The following is a 17554-nucleotide window of genomic DNA, read 5'->3' on the forward strand; positions in this document are numbered from 1 at the left end:
GTCAATCCACCTTTTGCGCATGATCGTCGCTGCCATCGCGCACGTTCACTTCCGTTTCAACGGACAGCCCCACGCTCAGCTCGGACGCAGCCTGCTGGCCGTGATCAATGCGAATCTTGACCGGCACACGCTGAACGATCTTGGTGAAATTACCCGTCGCGTTATCCGGCGCGATCGGCGCAAAGCTCACGCCGGTGGCAGGTGCCAGGCTGTCGATATGGCCATGGATCACGACACCCGGAAAGCTGTCGACCTTGATGCGTACGCTTTCACCCGGGCGCATATGCGTGATCTGGTTTTCCTGGAAATTGGCCACCACGTAGGCGTCCGACAGCGGCACGATGGCCAGCACCGACGCACCGGGCGTCACGTAGGCGCCAACGCGCGCGGAACGCCGGCCCACCTTGCCGTCGACGGGCGCGCGGATCTCCGTGTATGACAGATTGAGCTTGGCTTGCTCGAGCACCGCTTGCGCGCGGTCGACTGCGCCTGCTGCCTTGTCACGCTGAGTACGCAATACATCGAGATTTTGCTGCGTCGTCGTCAACGCAGCCTGATCGTGTGCCTGCTGAGCAAGCTGCTCGGCGAGCGTGCTTGTCGCATGCTGCTGCTCCTGCGCGGTGCCGGCGCCGGCATCCGACAGGTTTTGATAGCGCGCCGCGTTTTGTCGCGCAAACTCGATCGCTGCTGCATCGGATTTCAGCGTTGCGCGGGCCTCGTCGACCAACGAAGGCTGACGCGCGATCTCGGCGTCGTAGTTCGCGACTGCAGCTTTGGCGGCCGTGACATCCGCTTGCGCACTCATCAGCGCCGCGCGGTAGTCGCGATCGTCGATACGCACGAGCACCTGCCCCGCCTTGACGTTCTCGTTATCGTCGACCAGCACGTCGGAAATCTGTCCCGCGACGCGTGGCGCAACGAGCGTGAAATCCGCCTCGACATAGGCATCGTTCGTCGACTCCGTGGCCGGATTCGAAAACAGGGTGGAACAGCCCCAGACACCGACGCCGAGCACAACGAGGACCGCGGCGATGCGAACGAGTTTGAGAGGAGAGCGAGTAGCGGTGGACATGATGATCGACCCTTAGTGGGATGACGGCGGCGTTGTGCACCACGGCGGATAAATCCGCACGGGCAACACAGGCACCAGGAGAAGCAGCGCGACGGCAACACCCGCCATCACGCGATACAGATCTGCGGAAGTCAGCACCAGCGCCTGCTCGTGAATCCGGTGGGCGAGTTCGCCGATACCGTGCGACGCGTTGATGCTCTGGCTCGTGACGAGCGCGTGGTTGCCCAGCTGATCGACGAGCATGTTCGAATGGAGCCGCTCACGATCGGTGCCGACGCCTTCGATCAGGCCGGTGGCGACCGCCGAGAAGAACGTCTTGAATGTGTTGAACATCGCTGAGGCAAACGGTCCTTCCGTCGGTGGCAGACCCGTTGTGACGCCCATCAGGATGGCCATGATGACCATCGGTTGCGCCACAATCTGAAGCGACTGCAACAGGTAGAAGTTATCGCGGATCCACTCGGACGTCATATAGCTGCCCATCACGCACGTCGCGATCATGAGGCTCAGCCCGATCGCCATGACCCAGCGGTGGTCGACGCGGCGCGTGTTCATGGCGGCCGCCGTCAGCGGCAGCGCGATCAGCAAGGGCACCGCGACCAGCAATGACAGCGGTGCAGTTTGCAGCGGGCGATATGTATGAATGCGCGCGAGAAACTGTCCGGGAATCGCAGCAACGCCGACGAGCAGGATCACCGCGCCCGCCAACGACGAAAGACCATGTGCGAAGTTCCGGCGCTCGAGCAACTGGAGCTTGAAGAACGGCACCGGATAAAACCATTCATTGGCGAGAAACACCACAAGCAGTGCGCCTCCGCCGATAAACATCAGGCGGATAAAGTCCGAACTCAGCCAGTCGAGCCGGTCGCCTTGCAGCAGACCGATGACCAGCATCGCGATGGCGGGTCCGCCTGTGAGAAACCCCAGCCAATTGAACGTCGCAAAGCGCTCGAGTTTGAGCGGGTCGGAAGGCAAGCCCCACTGGATTGCCGCGCAACTGATCAGGCCCATCGGAATGATTTGCCAGAACGCAAGGCGCCAGCCGACGAACTCGGTCCAGAGCGCGGCGAGCGGCGTGCCCAGTGCGGGGCCGAAGGTCGCGGTGAGCGCATATCCGGCGAGTCCATACAGCTTGACCTTCGGCGGCAGGTAACGCAGTGCGACGATGATCAGCATCGGAGGCAGGCATCCGCCGGCAATGCCTTGCAGGACACGCAGCACATAGAGCGACATCAGGTTCGGTGCCAGAGGACACAGGAACCCGAACAGCATCGTCGCGACGACGGCGGCGATCGTGAATCGCTTGAGCGTGAAGGTGATGCCGAACCACGGTGCGAAGACCATCGTCGACACGTTGGCCGCTTCGAACAGCGTCGTCAGCCACGTTCCGTCGTCATGTCCGATCGAGAGCGCACCCTGGATGTCGGCCATCGAAATTGCCGTCACCTGCTCGTTGAGAATGGCGAGCAACGACGCGAGCAGCATGCCAATCAGCCCGACGGCGAGTTGCAATGACATTGTGGCTTGGGCCGCAGGCGGAACCGGGGCCGACGTCGCCGCTACGGGCGCGGGTGCCGGAGCAGGTACCGGTGCGAGCGACGCTTCAGGTGCAGGTGCAGGTGCAGGTGCAGGTGCAGGTGCAGGTGCAGGTGCAGGTGCAGGTGCAGGTGTGAGCGATGGCGCCGGCGCGAGTTCCGAATCGGCTACGGTCGCACCCATGGGCGCGGGCTCCTGCGTCGTCGAGGGCGATGCGGGCGGTGTTGCCGGCGCGTTCGCTGTGTTCGAAGGGTTGGCCGTAGTCATGACGTCCACTCGCTACTCGCAATCAAAGGGGCATCGCAGTTAAGAAGGACCGTTGTGAACGGCACGATGTCGAGGCGATCCCGGCATCACAACCCTATGGATCACAGCAAACCCAGCCCTTGAAGGCTGTCGCGGAGTCGATCGACTCATCGTGTCGCCACAAAGCGGCGTGTAAGAAAATTGTAGAGATATCGACCGCCTCTTGAAGGCTCAGACAGCGATGTATTGGGCCAATACGTTTGACATTCTTGCCACACGTAGGACTCCCTATAAATCAACGCTCAACACGGCTTTGTTTGAATTGATCTAACGAGCCGGCGGGACAAGGATCCACACGCTCATCGTGGCTGGATCATAGTCCCGGCCACCCTGTCACGCAGGGCGCGAAACGTGCTTTTTATCGGTAATCGTCTATGGATTTCAAAGACCCGCGTTCGGGTTTACGTCCCTGAAAACATGCCGCACCTTTTCGTTGCGCACGCTATACCTTCTGATGTGGAAAGCGCGCAACGGTGCACACTCCCCTGAGAAACATCATTTGTAGATATCGTTTGAATTGACGCATTGCTTAGTCGTAATTCAAAAGCGGAAAGAGTCTTTTTCGAGTCATGACGCGCCGCCGAAGCATGATATTTTTGAGTGCAATTACAACAATCAGAAAAACCTCATGGCACCCGTTCTAAATGAATGGATTACGGCCAAATTGAGTCGTCTTTATGCCAATCGATGCCCGCGCGCAACACATCGCGCGAAGCGCTGCTTAGAATCCGGGACCGGCCGATTGAGACCATTCACTTCCACCGAGATCGCGATGATCGACGAGGACGAAGTGACGGGTCATGTGCATCGCGCCGTGCATGCGTGATCGGGAATCGGGTTGGGAATCAGGATGGATAAATTGCGCGAGATGGAGGTGTTTGTCGCCATCGTCGACCGGGGTAGCCTCAAGGCTGCGTCGGAAAAGCTGGGTATGTCGACACCGGCCGTTTCACGAGCGCTCCATTCGCTTGAGGGACGGCTCGGAACGCAATTGCTGGCGCGCACAACGCGAACCGTGCGGCCCACCGACGCCGGCACGGCCTATGTCGATGCGTGCCGCGCGGTGCTCGATACGATCGCCGATGCCGAAGCCACGATTTCGGCAGACCATCACAACCCTGTCGGCACCCTGACGGTCTCCGCTCCGGTCCTGTTCGGCCAGCGATTCATTGCGCCGCTCATCAATGCCTACGTCCGTCGTTTTCCGGACGTCGCGGTCAATGCCGTGTACGTTGATCGCACGACGCGCTTACTCGAAGACGGCGTCGATATCGCCATTCGCATCGGCCATCTCGGCGATTCGTCGACGTTTGCCGTGCCACTGGGATTTGTCCGCCGGCGCACCTATGCCGCGCCCGGCTATCTCGCCGCGCATGGCGAACCCTTGCACCCCAGAGAACTCGTCGACCATCACTGCGTCTCTTTCACGGGCGTCACACTGCCCGGAGAGTGGTCGTACTACGAGAACGGCACGCGGCTGCCCGTGCGGCTCCAGCCGCGCATGACCGTCGATCTGGCGCCGGCTGCCGTGATGGCTGCAGTCGACTGCGTCGGCGTCACACAGCTCCTGTCGTATCAGGCCGCCTCGGAAGTCATCGACGGCAGCCTCCACCCGATTCTGACCGCTTTCGAGCCGGAGCCTACGCCGGTGAGCCTGCTTCACGTCGAGCGTCGAGGAGCCAGCGGGAAGATTCGGGCATTCGTGGAGTTCGTCACCGAGACGCTCCGCAGGAACGTGCATCTGCAGTATGCGGAAAGCGTGATCCATGGTCCGGGCCCCGCAAGTGCAGCGAGCCCGGCCGGCGCGAGCAGCGCCGGACAATGAACTACGCCGCTGCGCGCAAATAAAACGGCGCGACAGGTTCGTTGACCGCGCGATGCGCGAGTCGCTCGGCACCCGGTTCGTCGCGGAAACGCTGACGGTATTGCTTGGGCGTCACATTGAGCCGACGCGCAAAGGTCGTTCGCATATGCGTTGCGCTATGAAAGCCGCATTTGAAAGCGACGGTCTTCAGCGGCGCGTCGGTATCTTCAAGCAGCTTTCTCGCCGTATCGACGCGAACCTGCTCGACGAACGCGGACGGCGTGACCTTCGCATACTTCGCAAAGAGCCGCGAAAACGTCCGGCGGCTGACCGACACCGCGCTCGCGAGTTGCTCGATCGACAGCGCGTCGGTGATGTGATCCGTCACGTACTGATGCACTTTCCCGATGATCGGGTCGTCTTCCTTGCCTGTCCCGATGTAGGGGCTGTACTGCGACTGGCCGCCTTCGCGATGGATATAGACGACCAGGCGCTTGGCCACGCGCACCGCGAGTTCATGGCCCCAGTCTTCCGTCACGAGCGACAGGCAGAGATCGATACCCGAGGTCACCCCGGCCGACGTGATCAGACGTCCGTCGCGCACGAAAATCTTGTCGGGTTGCACCCGGACTTGCGGAAATTCATCGGCGAGGCGTTCGGCATCGGCCCAGTGAGTCGTCGCGTCCTTGCCGTCGAGCAAGCCCGCATGAGCCAGCACAAACGCACCCGTACATACCGAGCCGAAGCGGTCGGCATCGCGCGTCTGGTCTCGCAGCCAGTCCATAAAGGCACCGGATATCTGCGTATCGGGCAGCTGCGGGCCGCCCGCGACGAGAATCAGGTCCCAGTGAGTATCGATGTCGGCATAGCCGTAGGGCACGGTGAGCTGCATGCCGTTCGAGCAAGTCACGGACCCCGCACGCAAACTCACGAGCGAGACCTCGTACTTCTGATGCTCGGACAGCATCGTGTTGGCTTCGGCGAACACGTCGAGGGGACCTGCCACATCGAGCGCCTGCACACCGTCAAACACAACAATGGCGACTTTCATCTCGGGACCTTCGCAAAGTAAGCATGTCTGCGTGCATACCGGCGGTCGGTTCGCTATGTCAGCGGCGCATTCGCCTCGCTGATCAGCCTGGTTGCCAGTACTCACTAGGGATGACCCAGCTTATCGCAGAGGGTCCAGACGAAAGACACCACAACCGGAATTTGACTTTTGCGTGCATGTAAGAAGACATCACGCATTGATGCGCGTCCGGTAAGGCTTCCGGGGACAAAAAACCCGCCCTTTCCCTCATGGCCGGCGCACCGGAGCACCGCCCGCAGACGCTGGCCTAAAACGCATCGTTATTGGCCAGACACCGCGCCATCCGGGCGTTTGCACGCCGCCCCCGGCTACTAGACTTGATTTCAACAAGGCGGCCGGGACTGTCCCGCCGCTGCACAAGTCGCGGTCGATGTCGGGTCGCACGGCAACTCAGGACACAGTCATCATGTTGGAAGAACGTCAAAACTCATTTTTGTTCGGCGGCAATGCGCCGTATGTCGAAGAGCAATACGAGCTCTATCTGGCCGACCCGGCGTCGGTCACCGACGAGTGGCGCGCCTATTTCGACGCGCTGCGCGAAACGCCGGCGATCGACGGCACCGATCGCGACGATGAACCCCACGCTCCCGTCGTGTCGAATTTCGTCGAACTCGCCAAACGGCCCCGCACTGCGACTGCCGCTGCCCCTGGCGACGGTGGCCTCGGCCTCGCAAGAAAGCAGGTCGCCGTGCAGTCGCTGATCGCGGCATACCGGATGGTCGGCACCCGCGTTGCCAATCTGGACCCGCTCACGTGGACGCCTCCGCGCCCGCTGGCCGAACTGACGCCGGCCTACTACGGGCTGACGGCGGCAGACATGTCGACGCGCTTCAGCACGTCCGACACCTTCCTGTTCGACGACGACGCTGCATTGCAGGACATCGTCGAGGGACTCAAACAAACGTATACGGGCACGCTCGGCGCCGAGTTCACGCACCTGACGGACGCCGCTCAACGCCGCTGGTGGCAGATGCAGCTCGAGTCGACACGTGCCACAGCGTCGTTCTCCGCTACGGAAAAGCGCGCGATCCTCGAGCGCCTGACTGCCGCCGAGGGGCTCGAGAAGTACCTTCATACACGCTACGTCGGGCAAAAGCGCTTCTCGCTCGAAGGCGGCGAATCGCTGATCGTGCTGCTCGACCAGCTCGTGCGTTACGGTGCGACCAAGCAATTGCGCTCGGTCATCATGGGTATGGCGCACCGCGGTCGCCTGAATGTGCTGGTGAACGTGGCGGGCAAGCCCGCCCACGCTCTGTTCGACGAATTCGACGGCAAGGGCGCCAACGATCTGCCTGCAGGCGACGTCAAGTATCACAAGGGCTTCAGCAGCATCACGCAAACGGACGACGGCCCGGTCGAAGTCGTGCTTGCCTTCAATCCGTCGCACCTCGAGGCCGTGAATCCGGTCGTACAAGGCATGGCGCGCGCGAAGGCGGAAACCTTGCCCGGCGGCGACAGCACGCAAGTCCTGCCCGTGGAAATCCACGGCGACGCGGCAATCTCAGGTCAGGGCGTCGTGATGGAAACGCTGAGCCTGTCCTATACGCGCGGCCACGGCACGGGCGGCACGGTGCACATCGTGGTCAACAACCAGATCGGCTTCACGACCTCGGATCCGCGCGATACGCGTTCGTCGTTCTACACGACCGATATCGCCAAGATGATCGAAGCTCCGGTGCTGCACGTGAACGGTGACGACCCCGAAGCGGTGGCATTGGCGGTTCGTCTCGCACTCGACTACCGCACGGAATTCCAGCGCAGCGTCGTCATCGACCTGATCTGCTTCCGCAAGTACGGTCACCAGGAGCAGGACACACCCGCCATCACGCAGCCGCTGATGTATCGCGCCATTGCGGCACACCCCGGCACGCGCACGATCTACGCACACAAGCTCATCGCACAAGGTGTGGTGACGGCAGAAGACGTTGAAGGCTATGTGGCCGCGCGTCGCGACGTCTTTGAACGGGCTCACGAGTGGCAGGCACGGGTCAGTGAGGCAACCGCTCACGACGCGAACGCCGACGTTGAAGCTGACTCCAACGACGCAGCTGCGGCGATTGCCAACGGAAGTGACAGTGCCGATGCCACCGCCGATACACGCGCCCCTGCCAGCGCCGAACCGCTGACACTGCAGCAGACCGATGCGCGCGATCGGGGTTCGCTCGACTACAGCGCACCGTCCCTGTCGCGCGTGCAGTTTCTCGCGCAGCGTGTTTCAACGATTCCGGAAGGCTATGAGCTTCACCCGCTCGTCGCCAAGATGATTGCCTCGCACCGCGATATGGCCGCAGGAAAGAAGCCCGTCGACTGGGGTATGGCTGAGCATCTCGCGTTTGCTTCGCTGCTGGGTTTGGGCGTCGACGTTCGCCTGAGCGGCGAAGACAGCGCACGCGGTACGTTCAATCACCGCCATGCCGTGTTGCACAACCAGAAGCGTACGAATCGGACAGACGGCGTGTATTTGCCGCTCGAGCACATCGACGACATGCAGGGACGCCTGTCGGTCACGAACTCCATCCTGTCGGAGGCTGCGGTGCTGGCATTTGAATATGGCTATTCGATCGTCCATCGCAACGCGCTCGTCGTCTGGGAAGCGCAATTCGGCGACTTTGCCAACGGCGCGCAAGTGATCATCGATCAGTTCGTTGCCGCGGCTGCTGCGAAGTGGGGCCAACACAGCGCATTGACAATGTTCCTGCCCCACGGGCAAGAAGGCCAGGGACCCGAACACGCTTCAGCGCGACTCGAACGGTATTTGCAGCTGAGCGCGCAGAACAATATGCGCGTGGTGCAGCCGACGACGCCGGCACAGATGTTTCACCTGCTCCGGAAACAGGCCCTCTCGTTCGACCGCCGTCCTTTGATCGTCATGACGCCGAAGTCGTTGCTGCGTCATCACGAAGCGGTGAACACGCTCGACGACCTGTCGCGCGGCGACTTCGAGGAAGTGCTTGTCGATTCGCCGGTCGAATCGTCGCGTGCATCCGAGATCGAGCGCGTCATCGTGACTTCGGGCAAAACCTACTACGAGTTGCTCGAACGCCGGCGCACGTCCGGTGCGAACAACACCGCAATCATCCGCGTCGAGCAGCTTTATCCGTTCCCGTCGCAACGGCTTGCGGAAGAGCTCGCGCAGTACGCCAATCTCAAATCCGTCGTCTGGTGCCAGGAAGAACCGCACAACCAGGGCGCCTGGGGCTTCGCCGAGCCGCGTTTGCGTGACGTGCTGCCTGCGGGTGCCACGCTGCGCTATGCAGGCCCTGCGGAGTCGGCGTCGACAGCGCCGGGCTATCACTCAGTGCACGCCGTCATTCAGGCCGAGCTGCTTTCGAGCGCCTTTGCGGAGTAGCGGTCCATGCGCGTTGCGATGATGCTCTACACGGGGTTTCGGCTGCTCGAGGTGACGGGCCCGATGGATGTGTTCCATGAAGCGAACCGCCTGCATGGCAGTGCGTTTTACGAACCGCATCTGGTCGGGCCCGCCGAAGGCCCCGTCGTATCGTCGAACGGTACCGCGGTCGGCACGACCGCGAGCCTCGTCGACAGGCATCTGTCCTTCGATATCGTCGTGGTACCCGGCGGCTCATCGGTGCATACGTCAGTGCAGGCGCGCGATGAACGCGACGATATCGTCGACTGGCTCAGCGCAGCCGGGCGCAGGGCGCGACGCCTGATCTGCGTATCGAGCGGCGCATTCCTCGTGGCGCGCGCAGGCCTTGCCGATCATCGATGGCTCACCACGCATGTCGACGATGCTCAGCGCCTGGCGAACGCGCATCCGTTCGTGCATGTCATGAGCAATCTCAGCAACCTGAAGGACGGCAATCTGTACTCATCGGGTGGCGTGTACGACGGCATGCATCTCGCGCTGGCGCTGGTCAGAGAAGATCTCGGCCCGCACATCGCAACCGGCGTCACGAACGCCCTGATGCAACCGTCGCGCTGAGAAGCGACGCGGAATCGTCGCGATACGACACAACACGGCCCGCTTTCGATTCTTGCGAGCGGGTTGGCGCGAAACGCATCGATTTTGGCCCGCCATGCACGCTCCCGGTACGACAAGACACGCGTGAACGTTGGAGAATGACTGCACGCCCCTCGCAATTCTTCCAGAAGCACCCCACAAGATTGGGCCCGGCGGAACGAGCACTGTGCGGAGACCCCGCCCGACCGATCGTCCGCCTGCTGGTGTCGAACATATGCTGTTCTCGAGTTGAAAGGGAAATCGAATTTTGATTGTGGCCGCCGATCCGATCGGCGCCGGTTTCCATGCGAGCCAGTCATGAACGCCAAACCTGCTATTGCTGCTTCTGCAGCGACGACTACTGCTTCTCCTGCTGCCCCCGCTGCCCCTATCACTGCGCTTGCCTCTTCGGTTTCGTCGGGCGCCGCTGCCGCTTCAACGCCAGCCGACGAGAGCAACATCATGTCGGGTGCCGATATCATCCTGCGCGTACTGGCCGAGCAAGGTGTCGACACGCTGTTCGGTTACAGCGGCGGCGCGATCCTTCCGACCTACGATGCGGTGTTCCGCTATAACGCCATGCATGCTGCCCGCCCCGAGCGGCAGATCCAGCTGGTCGTGCCGGCCAATGAGCAGGCAGCCGGATTCATGGCCGCGGGCTACGCGCGGGCAAGCGGGAAAGTCGGCGTGTTCATGGTCACCTCCGGACCTGGCGCAACCAACGCGCTGACGCCGGTCGCCGACTGCAATGGCGATTCGATTCCCGTCGTGCTGATCTGCGGACAGGTGCCGCGCTCCATGATCGGGTCCGATGCGTTCCAGGAAGCGCCTGTCGTCAACATCATGTCGGCGTGCGCAAAACAAGTGTTTCTCGTGACCGACCCCGAGAAGCTCGAGCAGACCTTGCGGACCGCCTTTGAAGTCGCGCGCACAGGTCGGCCGGGTCCGGTCGTGGTCGACGTGCCGAAGGACATCCAGAACTGGATCGGCGCCTACAAAGGCCAGGGCACCTTGCAGCTTCGTGGCTACGCCGACCGCCTGAAAGTCGTGGCCAAAGGCGCACATCTGAAGCCGACCCGGCGTGCTGCCTTCTTCGAACTGCTCAAGCAAAGCAAGCGCCCCGTGCTGTATGTGGGCGGCGGCATCATCACGTCGCGTGCGACAGCAGCGTTGAAGGACTTCGCCGAACGCCATCGCATTCCGGTTGTCACGACGTTGATGGGACTCGGTGCGATCCCCGCGCGACACGAACTCAACCTCGGCATGCTGGGCATGCATGGCACAGCGTGCGCGAACTACGCCGTCGACGATTGCGACTTTCTGATCGCCGTCGGCACACGCTTCGACGACCGCGTCGCGGGCGGGCGTCCCGAAACGTTTGCACCCAACGCGCGCCATGTCGCGCATATCGATATCGACGCCGCCGAGATCAACAAGATCAAACGTGCGGACTGGAGTCACGTGGGCGACGCGAAGGACGCATTGATGTCGCTAATGGAGCATGACGTCCCGATGCAGCCGCCCGCTGAATGGCTCGACCGAGTGATGGAACTCAAGCGCGTCTACGGCATGAACTACGATCGCAACAACCCTGCGATTCAGCCGCAGTTCGTAATCGAACGACTCAGCGAATTGACGGGCGGACGCGCCATCATCACAACGGGCGTCGGCCAGCATCAGATGTGGGCCGCGCAGTTTTTCGACTTCGTCGAACCCCGAAGCTTCCTGACCTCAGGCAGCATGGGCACGATGGGCTTCGGCCTGCCCGCGGCGATCGGCGCGCAATTCGCGCGACCCGATGCACTCGTGATCGACATCGACGGCGACGGCAGCATCCGGATGAATATGGGCGAACTGGAGACCGCCAGCACGTACGACGCGCCGGTCAAGGTCCTGTTGCTCAACAATCGCGGCGACGGCATGATCCGGCAATGGCAACAGCTCTTCTATGAAGGCCGCTTTTTCGTCAGTGACAAGACCCTGCACCGCAAGGACTTTCTGATGGCGGCGAAGGCCGACGGGTTTGAGTTCGCGCGTCGTGTCGAAAGCAAAGAGCAGCTCGACGAGGATCTCAAGGCCTTTATCGAATTCAAGGGCCCTGCATTTCTCGAGGTGATGATCGACCCGATTGCCGACGTGTTCCCGATCGTCGGACCGGGGCAAAGTTTTGCGACGATGCTGACGGGGCCGTTCATTCCTTCGCGCTCCACGGACACGCAACCTCAGGACGGTGTCGTGCGCCTGCAAGCCGCCGATATGTTCTGATGCCGCGCATTGACACGACGAAGCGCTTCGCGATGGACCTTGACCTGATCCACAAGGCCCTCGCGAACCCATTCCGTCGGGATGTACTCGAGTGGCTCAAGCGACCGGACGAAGCGTTCGTGCATCAGCTCGCGGGCCCGGCGAACGGCGTGCCGTCGACTGCGATTCAAACGCGCAGCGGGTTGTCGCAATCGACAGTGTCCGTGCATCTGGCAGCGCTGACGCAGGCCGGGTTGCTCGTATCCGAGCGCGTCGGCCAGTGGACGTTCTTCTCTCGCAACGAAGACGTGATCCGCGCCTTCGCGAGCGAGATCAGCGCGCGTCTTTAATCCCACGCCACGCGTTTCGTTCGATTGCGCTTGCCAATCTATCGTATAGCGGCGCAGGAATATCGTGGCCCATTCCGGCGATCGGCATCCACTCCGCTCCCTGAATCGAGGAAGCGGTGTCTTCTCCGCACGCGGGATGAACCAATGGGTCGTCCAACCCGTGAACGATGAGTGACGGTGCCTTGATTGTCGCCAGTTGCGCGCGTCGGTCACCGGCGACCGCGATGGCAGCGATCTGTCGGCCTGTGCTCGCCGGGTCGTAAGCGCGGCGGAGTTCTTCCTTCACGAGTTCGCGATGATGCGATTCGTCGAACGGAAAAGCTGAGCCTGCGATACGCCGTGCAAATGCAACTTTGTGCGCTACATATGCCGCTTCGTCGAGCCTCGGATCCGGTGCCGGGCTCATCATCATCGCCATCACGTCAGGCGCGGCACCCGGTAGCGATGGATTGCCCGTGCCGGACATGATGGACGTCAGTGATGCTACGCGGTCCGCATGTTCGCTGGCCAGAACTTGCGCAATCATGCCGCCCATCGAGCGGCCAACCATATGAGCACGTTGAATTGAGAGCGCATCGAGCAGGCCCACGACGTCATGAGCCATGTCATATAGCGTGTAGGGGACGGGCGGTCGCCGCCCCGCCATGAGTGTCGCGGCGAGCGTATTGAAGTCCGGCGCAGCGTGTTCATGGAAATGCGTCGAACCCCCTGCATCGCGATTGTCGAAGCGGATCACCTGATATCCGCGCGTCGCGAGGGTGAGGCAGAACGGGTCGGCCCACCGAATACGCTGAGTGCCGAGTCCGGAGATCAGTACGATCGCCTCATTCGCTTCGTCGCCGAAGATGTCGTAGGCGAGTTCAATACCGCTTGCCAAGAGTCGTTGCATGGAGGGTTGGCCTGGCCGTCGAGTGGTGATGTGCGCCTCTCCGGTCCGGCCTGCCCAACGATCTCAACCTTTGTCGGCACAGGCAGCCCCTTTCAGCGCGTCGTTATTTTTATCCGGGTTAAATACAAAGTCAATATCACCCGGGTAAATTAAGCGACGTGCCGTCAAAGGCCGCCCGCCTTGCCGATTACTTCGGCTGTGCCGTTGTGCGCAGATACGGCTTGATCGTCTTGAAGCCAGGGAACATCCGTTCGGCTTCTTCGTTGCTCACTGCGCCGGTGATGATCACGTCGTCGCCCTGCTTCCAGTTCGCGGGGGTCGCGACCTTATGCTTCGCGGTCATTTGCATGGAATCCAGCACGCGTACGATTTCGTCAAAGTTACGGCCCGTGGTCATCGGGTACGTGAGCATGAGCTTGATCTTCTTGTCCGGACCAATGATGAACACCGAGCGCACCGTTGCGTTCGTCGCGGCCGTGCGGCCTTCGCTCGTCTCACCTTCGTCGGCTGGCAGCATGTTGTACAGCTTCGCAACGGCGAGGTCGGTGTCACCGATCATCGGGTATTTGACGGTCGCGCCTTGCGTCTCTTCGATGTCCGCCACCCACTTCTCATGCTGGTCGACGGGGTCGACCGACAGACCGATCAGCTTGGCATTGCGCTTGGTGAATTCCGGCTCGATGCGCGCCATATAGCCCAGCTCGGTCGTGCAGACCGGCGTGAAATCCTTCGGGTGCGAGAACAGGATCGCCCATTGGTCGCCGATCCAGTTATGGAAATCGATGGTGCCTTGTGTCGTGCGCGCCGTGAAATTCGGCGCGATGTCGTTGATGCGAAGTGACATGCTGCGTCTCCTGTTGAGTACGGGTTGAGGATTGGGCTCGCGTTGAGCCCGGATGCCAACGTCCGGGAGCATGCATCCGGAGCTCGACCATGGAAGTCACCCGAGCATCATACGCTTTCAGGCATAAGCGAGCCTTCGGTCACACGCATGAAAGCAGATAAGCAAAGAAGATAAGCAAGCACACGAGCAGGCCGGTGCGCGGTCGGATGCGAAGCCCGAACACACGCCCGGCATGCACGACCGGAACGTACGGTCGGCATGCACCGATCGCTGGCTTCCGAAATGCTTGCGCACGCCCCATACCTTCGTTTGGTCACGGCTAACTTTCGTAGCAGCATCCGAAGCCCCGCTGCGCCAGTGTGAACCGGCTACGCATTGCGCATCGGCCTGGGTCAAATCGTCAAGGTGATGTGCGATCAGCACTTCATGCTCAGTGCGTCACGCTGCTGCACGGGCGTGCGCCGGACTCGGTGACAGGCACGTGACATCGGCACGCTAAAACACCCGACGGAATCCGCGTCGAACCGCCTGGCCGGAAATCAACAAACACTGTCCCCAGGCCGTCGCAAACCGGTCCGCGCCGCGGAACCGCTAGTCATAGACTGTTCTCACCACCTCAGGGATTCGTCGACTCCCTCTGGACGCGACGGCGAACCCTGGGCTTCGTCAGCGCCCGCATCTTTTACTGGACTTACTGGAGGACGTATGAGCGAAGCAGATCAAAGCACCGTGCGCGTGCGCGACCTGACGCATTTCATCAACGGTCAACACGTGGCCGGCACCAGCGGACGTTTTAACGACGTCTACGATCCGGCCCTCGGCCAGCTCTCGGGCCGCGTGCCTGTCGCAAGTGCTGCGGAAGTCGACACCGCTGTCGCCGCGGCTCAAGCTGCTTTTGTGACGTGGAGCGAAACACCGCCGCTCAAGCGCGCTCGCCTGATGTTCAAGTTCAAGGAGCTGCTCGAGTCGCATCTCGACGAAATCGCCGAGCTCATCACGCGCGATCACGGCAAGCTGCTTTCTGATGCAAAAGGCGAGGTCATCCGCGGCATCGAAATTGTCGAGTTCGCCGCCGGTATTCCCCAATTGCTCAAGACCGATTTCACGGATCAAAGCTCGAGCGGCACCGATAGCTGGAATCTGCGTCAACCGGTCGGCGTCGCTGCGGGTGTCACGCCGTTCAACTTCCCGGTCGTCGTGCCGTGCTGGATGTTCGTGATGGCCGCGGCCACCGGCAACACGTTTATTCTCAAGCCTTCGGAACGCACGCCGTCGGCGTCGCTTCGCCTCGCCGAACTCTTTATCGAAGCCGGCTTCCCCAAGGGCGTATTTAACGTCGTTCACGGCGACAAGAGCACCGTCGACGCCTTGATGCAACACCCGGATGTATCCGCGATTTCGGCAGTTGCATCGACACCGGTCGCCGAATACATCTATGCGGAAAGCGCGCGGCACGGCAAGCGCGTACAGGCGCTGGGCAGTGCAAAGAACCATCTTGTGGTGATGCCCGACGCCAACCTGAACCAGGCTGTCGAAGCCATCATCAACTCGGCCTATGGCTCGGCCGGCGAACGCTGCATGGCCACCTCCGTTGTCGTCGCTGTCGGCCGCGTTGCCGACGAGCTGATCGAACGCCTGACGCCGCGCGTTCGCTCGCTGCGCATCGGTGGCGGCCTCGAACCGAATCTCGACATGGGTCCGCTGATCAGTGCCGCGCATCGCACCAAGGTCACCGGTTATATCGAGTCGGGCATCGAGGCGGGCGCGAAGCTCGTGGTCGACGGGCGCGGGCTTGCGTTCCCCGGTCACGAAAATGGCTTCTTCCTGGGCGGCACATTGTTCGACAACGTCACGCCCGATATGCGCATCTATCGCGAAGAGATTTTCGGGCCGGTCCTGTCGATTGTCCGCGTGCCGGATCTCGCTGCGGCGATCAAGCTGATCAATGCGCATGAGCTCGGCAATTGCGTCACGCTGTTCACGGCCGATGGCGGTGCTGCTCGCGCGTTCACGCGGCAGATCCAGGTCGGCATGGTGGGCATCAATATCCCGAGCCCGGTGCCGGTGGCATGGCATTCGTTTGGCGGCTGGAAGCGCTCACTGTTTGGCGATCATCACACCTACGGCCAGGAAGCCGTGCGCTTCTACACGCGGTACAAGAGCGTCACGCAGCAGTGGCCCGAGACCCTTGAAAAGGGTGCCGAGTTCGCCTTGTAGGCGGTCCGGCAACGGTGCATCACGCACGCAGCGCTGATCCGACGCCCTCAATGAAGGGCGTCGGGTTCGCCATGCCCGCCGTTCAATACGACATCGCCTGCGCTCAGCGCGGCTTGGTAAAGATAAAGTCCGCCGTCACAGGCACGACTTTCTGCAGGAAAGGAAGTCGACGAAGCACGTAGTAGTACATCATCGGTCCGGCGTTGCGATTGGTCAGCGTCGGACTGTTCTTCACGGTCGCAGCGAGACCGGCCTCACGCGCAAGCTCGGCAATCTTGCTTGCGATCATCACATCTTCCGGCACTTCCGGCCGCTTGCGATTCACGCGGGCGTACGCCATCGGATGCATCAACGCATTGCACGTCGGCTCGTGCAGATAGAGTGCGGTGCCGCCCGGCTTCAGGATACGGTTCAGTTCGACGAGCGTGCTGCGATGGCGCACGAAATGATGCGCGGCCGAATACGCAAAGATCACATCGAACGACGCGTCGGGAAATCCCGTGTCATAGCTTCGGCATGCGCGCGTGTCGTCGACCTTGCACTCATGGATGTGCTCCCACTTCCAGACCGACGCGACCGCGTCGGGCGCGATGTCGGTGCCGGTGACATGCAGGTGCGGAAAACGGCGCTTGAGGATGCAGCTTGCCCAGCATTGACCGCCGCCCAGTTCGAGCACGGTCGATGCCTTTTCAAACAGCGGGGCAAAGGTGTTGACCTTCTCAAGAAATACTCGACCCTCGGCCATTTTCTCGAGAATATTTTCAATTGCGTTCGATTGCGGGCTTTCCGTATCCGAATTCGTCCAGAAATCGATTTCAATATTCTCTTTCGTTGCGATATCCATCGTGCCGTTCTCCTAGATCTCCATTGAGCCCCGCTTCCAGGAGACGAGCTTTCGCTTCGCACCGTGTTCCTGGCCCCTAGATTCCGGTGACAGCGCTCGCCCGGGCCGACCTTCGGGAGGCAGGCTCAAATCGTTAGCGCTCGAATGATTGTTATGCCGCGCCCGTCTCAGGTCGCGCGCTTTTTGGATGCCTCATTAATACAGCGGGACCGTATTACCGCCGTGCGCTAGCGCACGCATGCCACGCAATGAATCGATCGGGTATGCCCGAATCGTCTGAAATAGGGCGTGTTTTCCGTTTTATCGTTTTCTGCGGCAAACGCTTAAGTCGATATTCGGGGAACGATTATTTCAGAAGGTTCTTGAATACCGCGCAAACTTCAAAAAACCTTCT

Annotated in this window: 13 protein-coding genes; 7 read left to right on the forward strand and 6 right to left on the reverse strand. The window is 61.4% G+C overall.

Annotated features, from left to right (window positions below; genetic code table 11):
* Position 1 precedes the first annotated feature (1 nt).
* Complete coding sequence (locus ACMFWR_RS25675) at positions 2–1072, reverse strand: HlyD family secretion protein (RefSeq protein WP_413195195.1); 1071 nt, start codon at positions 1070–1072, stop codon at positions 2–4.
* Between the two features lie 12 nt (positions 1073–1084).
* Positions 1085–2590, reverse strand: coding sequence for an MFS transporter (locus ACMFWR_RS25680; protein ID WP_413195196.1), 1506 nt, complete (start codon positions 2588–2590; stop codon positions 1085–1087).
* On the opposite strand from ACMFWR_RS25680, the gene ACMFWR_RS25685 reads away from it, so the two are divergent.
* Together ACMFWR_RS25685 and ACMFWR_RS25690 are read left to right on the forward strand one after the other, a co-directional pair.
* Positions 2556–2918, forward strand: coding sequence for a hypothetical protein (locus ACMFWR_RS25685; RefSeq protein ID WP_413195197.1), 363 nt, complete (start codon positions 2556–2558; stop codon positions 2916–2918). The two genes, ACMFWR_RS25680 and ACMFWR_RS25685, sit on opposite strands and share 35 nt — an antisense overlap.
* Before the next feature lie 846 nt (positions 2919–3764).
* A complete protein-coding gene (locus ACMFWR_RS25690) occupies positions 3765–4739 on the forward strand; it encodes a LysR family transcriptional regulator (protein WP_413195198.1) in 975 nt (324 codons plus the stop codon).
* A gap of 1 nt (position 4740) precedes the next feature.
* On the opposite strand, the gene ACMFWR_RS25695 is transcribed toward ACMFWR_RS25690, so the two are convergent.
* Positions 4741–5769: a GlxA family transcriptional regulator gene (locus ACMFWR_RS25695; protein WP_413195199.1), complete on the reverse strand. Its 1029-nt coding sequence runs from the start codon at positions 5767–5769 to the stop codon at positions 4741–4743.
* A gap of 445 nt (positions 5770–6214) precedes the next feature.
* Between ACMFWR_RS25695 and ACMFWR_RS25700 the strand changes: the two genes are divergently transcribed.
* The 4 genes from ACMFWR_RS25700 to ACMFWR_RS25715 all read left to right on the forward strand — a co-directional run bounded on the left by ACMFWR_RS25700 (position 6215) and on the right by ACMFWR_RS25715 (position 12366).
* On the forward strand, positions 6215–9157 hold the full coding sequence (locus ACMFWR_RS25700) for a 2-oxoglutarate dehydrogenase E1 component (RefSeq protein ID WP_413195200.1): 2943 nt from the start codon (positions 6215–6217) through the stop codon (positions 9155–9157).
* A gap of 6 nt (positions 9158–9163) precedes the next feature.
* Positions 9164–9754, forward strand: a complete 591-nt coding sequence (locus ACMFWR_RS25705; protein WP_413195201.1) for a GlxA family transcriptional regulator — start codon at positions 9164–9166, stop codon at positions 9752–9754.
* A gap of 480 nt (positions 9755–10234) precedes the next feature.
* Positions 10235–12037 (forward strand): biosynthetic-type acetolactate synthase large subunit, encoded by a 1803-nt coding sequence (gene ilvB, locus ACMFWR_RS25710; protein ID WP_413197349.1) that lies wholly within the window; start codon positions 10235–10237, stop codon positions 12035–12037.
* Positions 12037–12366: an ArsR/SmtB family transcription factor gene (locus ACMFWR_RS25715; protein ID WP_413195202.1), complete on the forward strand. Its 330-nt coding sequence runs from the start codon at positions 12037–12039 to the stop codon at positions 12364–12366. The genes ilvB and ACMFWR_RS25715 overlap by 1 nt, the downstream gene beginning before the upstream one ends.
* Here the strand turns inward: ACMFWR_RS25715 and ACMFWR_RS25720 are convergent.
* Both ACMFWR_RS25720 and ACMFWR_RS25725 read right to left on the reverse strand, forming a co-directional pair.
* Positions 12350–13255, reverse strand: a complete 906-nt coding sequence (locus ACMFWR_RS25720; RefSeq protein ID WP_413195203.1) for an alpha/beta fold hydrolase — start codon at positions 13253–13255, stop codon at positions 12350–12352. The two genes, ACMFWR_RS25715 and ACMFWR_RS25720, sit on opposite strands and share 17 nt — an antisense overlap.
* Positions 13256–13442: 187 nt before the next feature.
* Positions 13443–14099, reverse strand: a complete 657-nt coding sequence (locus tag ACMFWR_RS25725) for a peroxiredoxin (RefSeq protein ID WP_413195204.1) — start codon at positions 14097–14099, stop codon at positions 13443–13445.
* A 705-nt stretch (positions 14100–14804) separates the two neighbouring features.
* Here ACMFWR_RS25725 and ACMFWR_RS25730 point away from each other — a divergent pair.
* Positions 14805–16316, forward strand: a complete 1512-nt coding sequence (locus ACMFWR_RS25730) for a CoA-acylating methylmalonate-semialdehyde dehydrogenase (RefSeq protein ID WP_413195205.1) — start codon at positions 14805–14807, stop codon at positions 16314–16316.
* 103 nt (positions 16317–16419) lie between these two features.
* Here ACMFWR_RS25730 and ACMFWR_RS25735 read toward each other — a convergent pair whose 3' ends face one another.
* Positions 16420–17160, reverse strand: a complete 741-nt coding sequence (locus ACMFWR_RS25735; RefSeq protein WP_413195206.1) for a class I SAM-dependent methyltransferase — start codon at positions 17158–17160, stop codon at positions 16420–16422.
* Between the last annotated feature and the right edge of the window lie 394 nt (positions 17161–17554).

The organism is Pararobbsia alpina, from assembly GCF_965118125.1.
GTDB lineage: Bacteria > Pseudomonadota > Gammaproteobacteria > Burkholderiales > Burkholderiaceae > Pararobbsia > Pararobbsia alpina_A.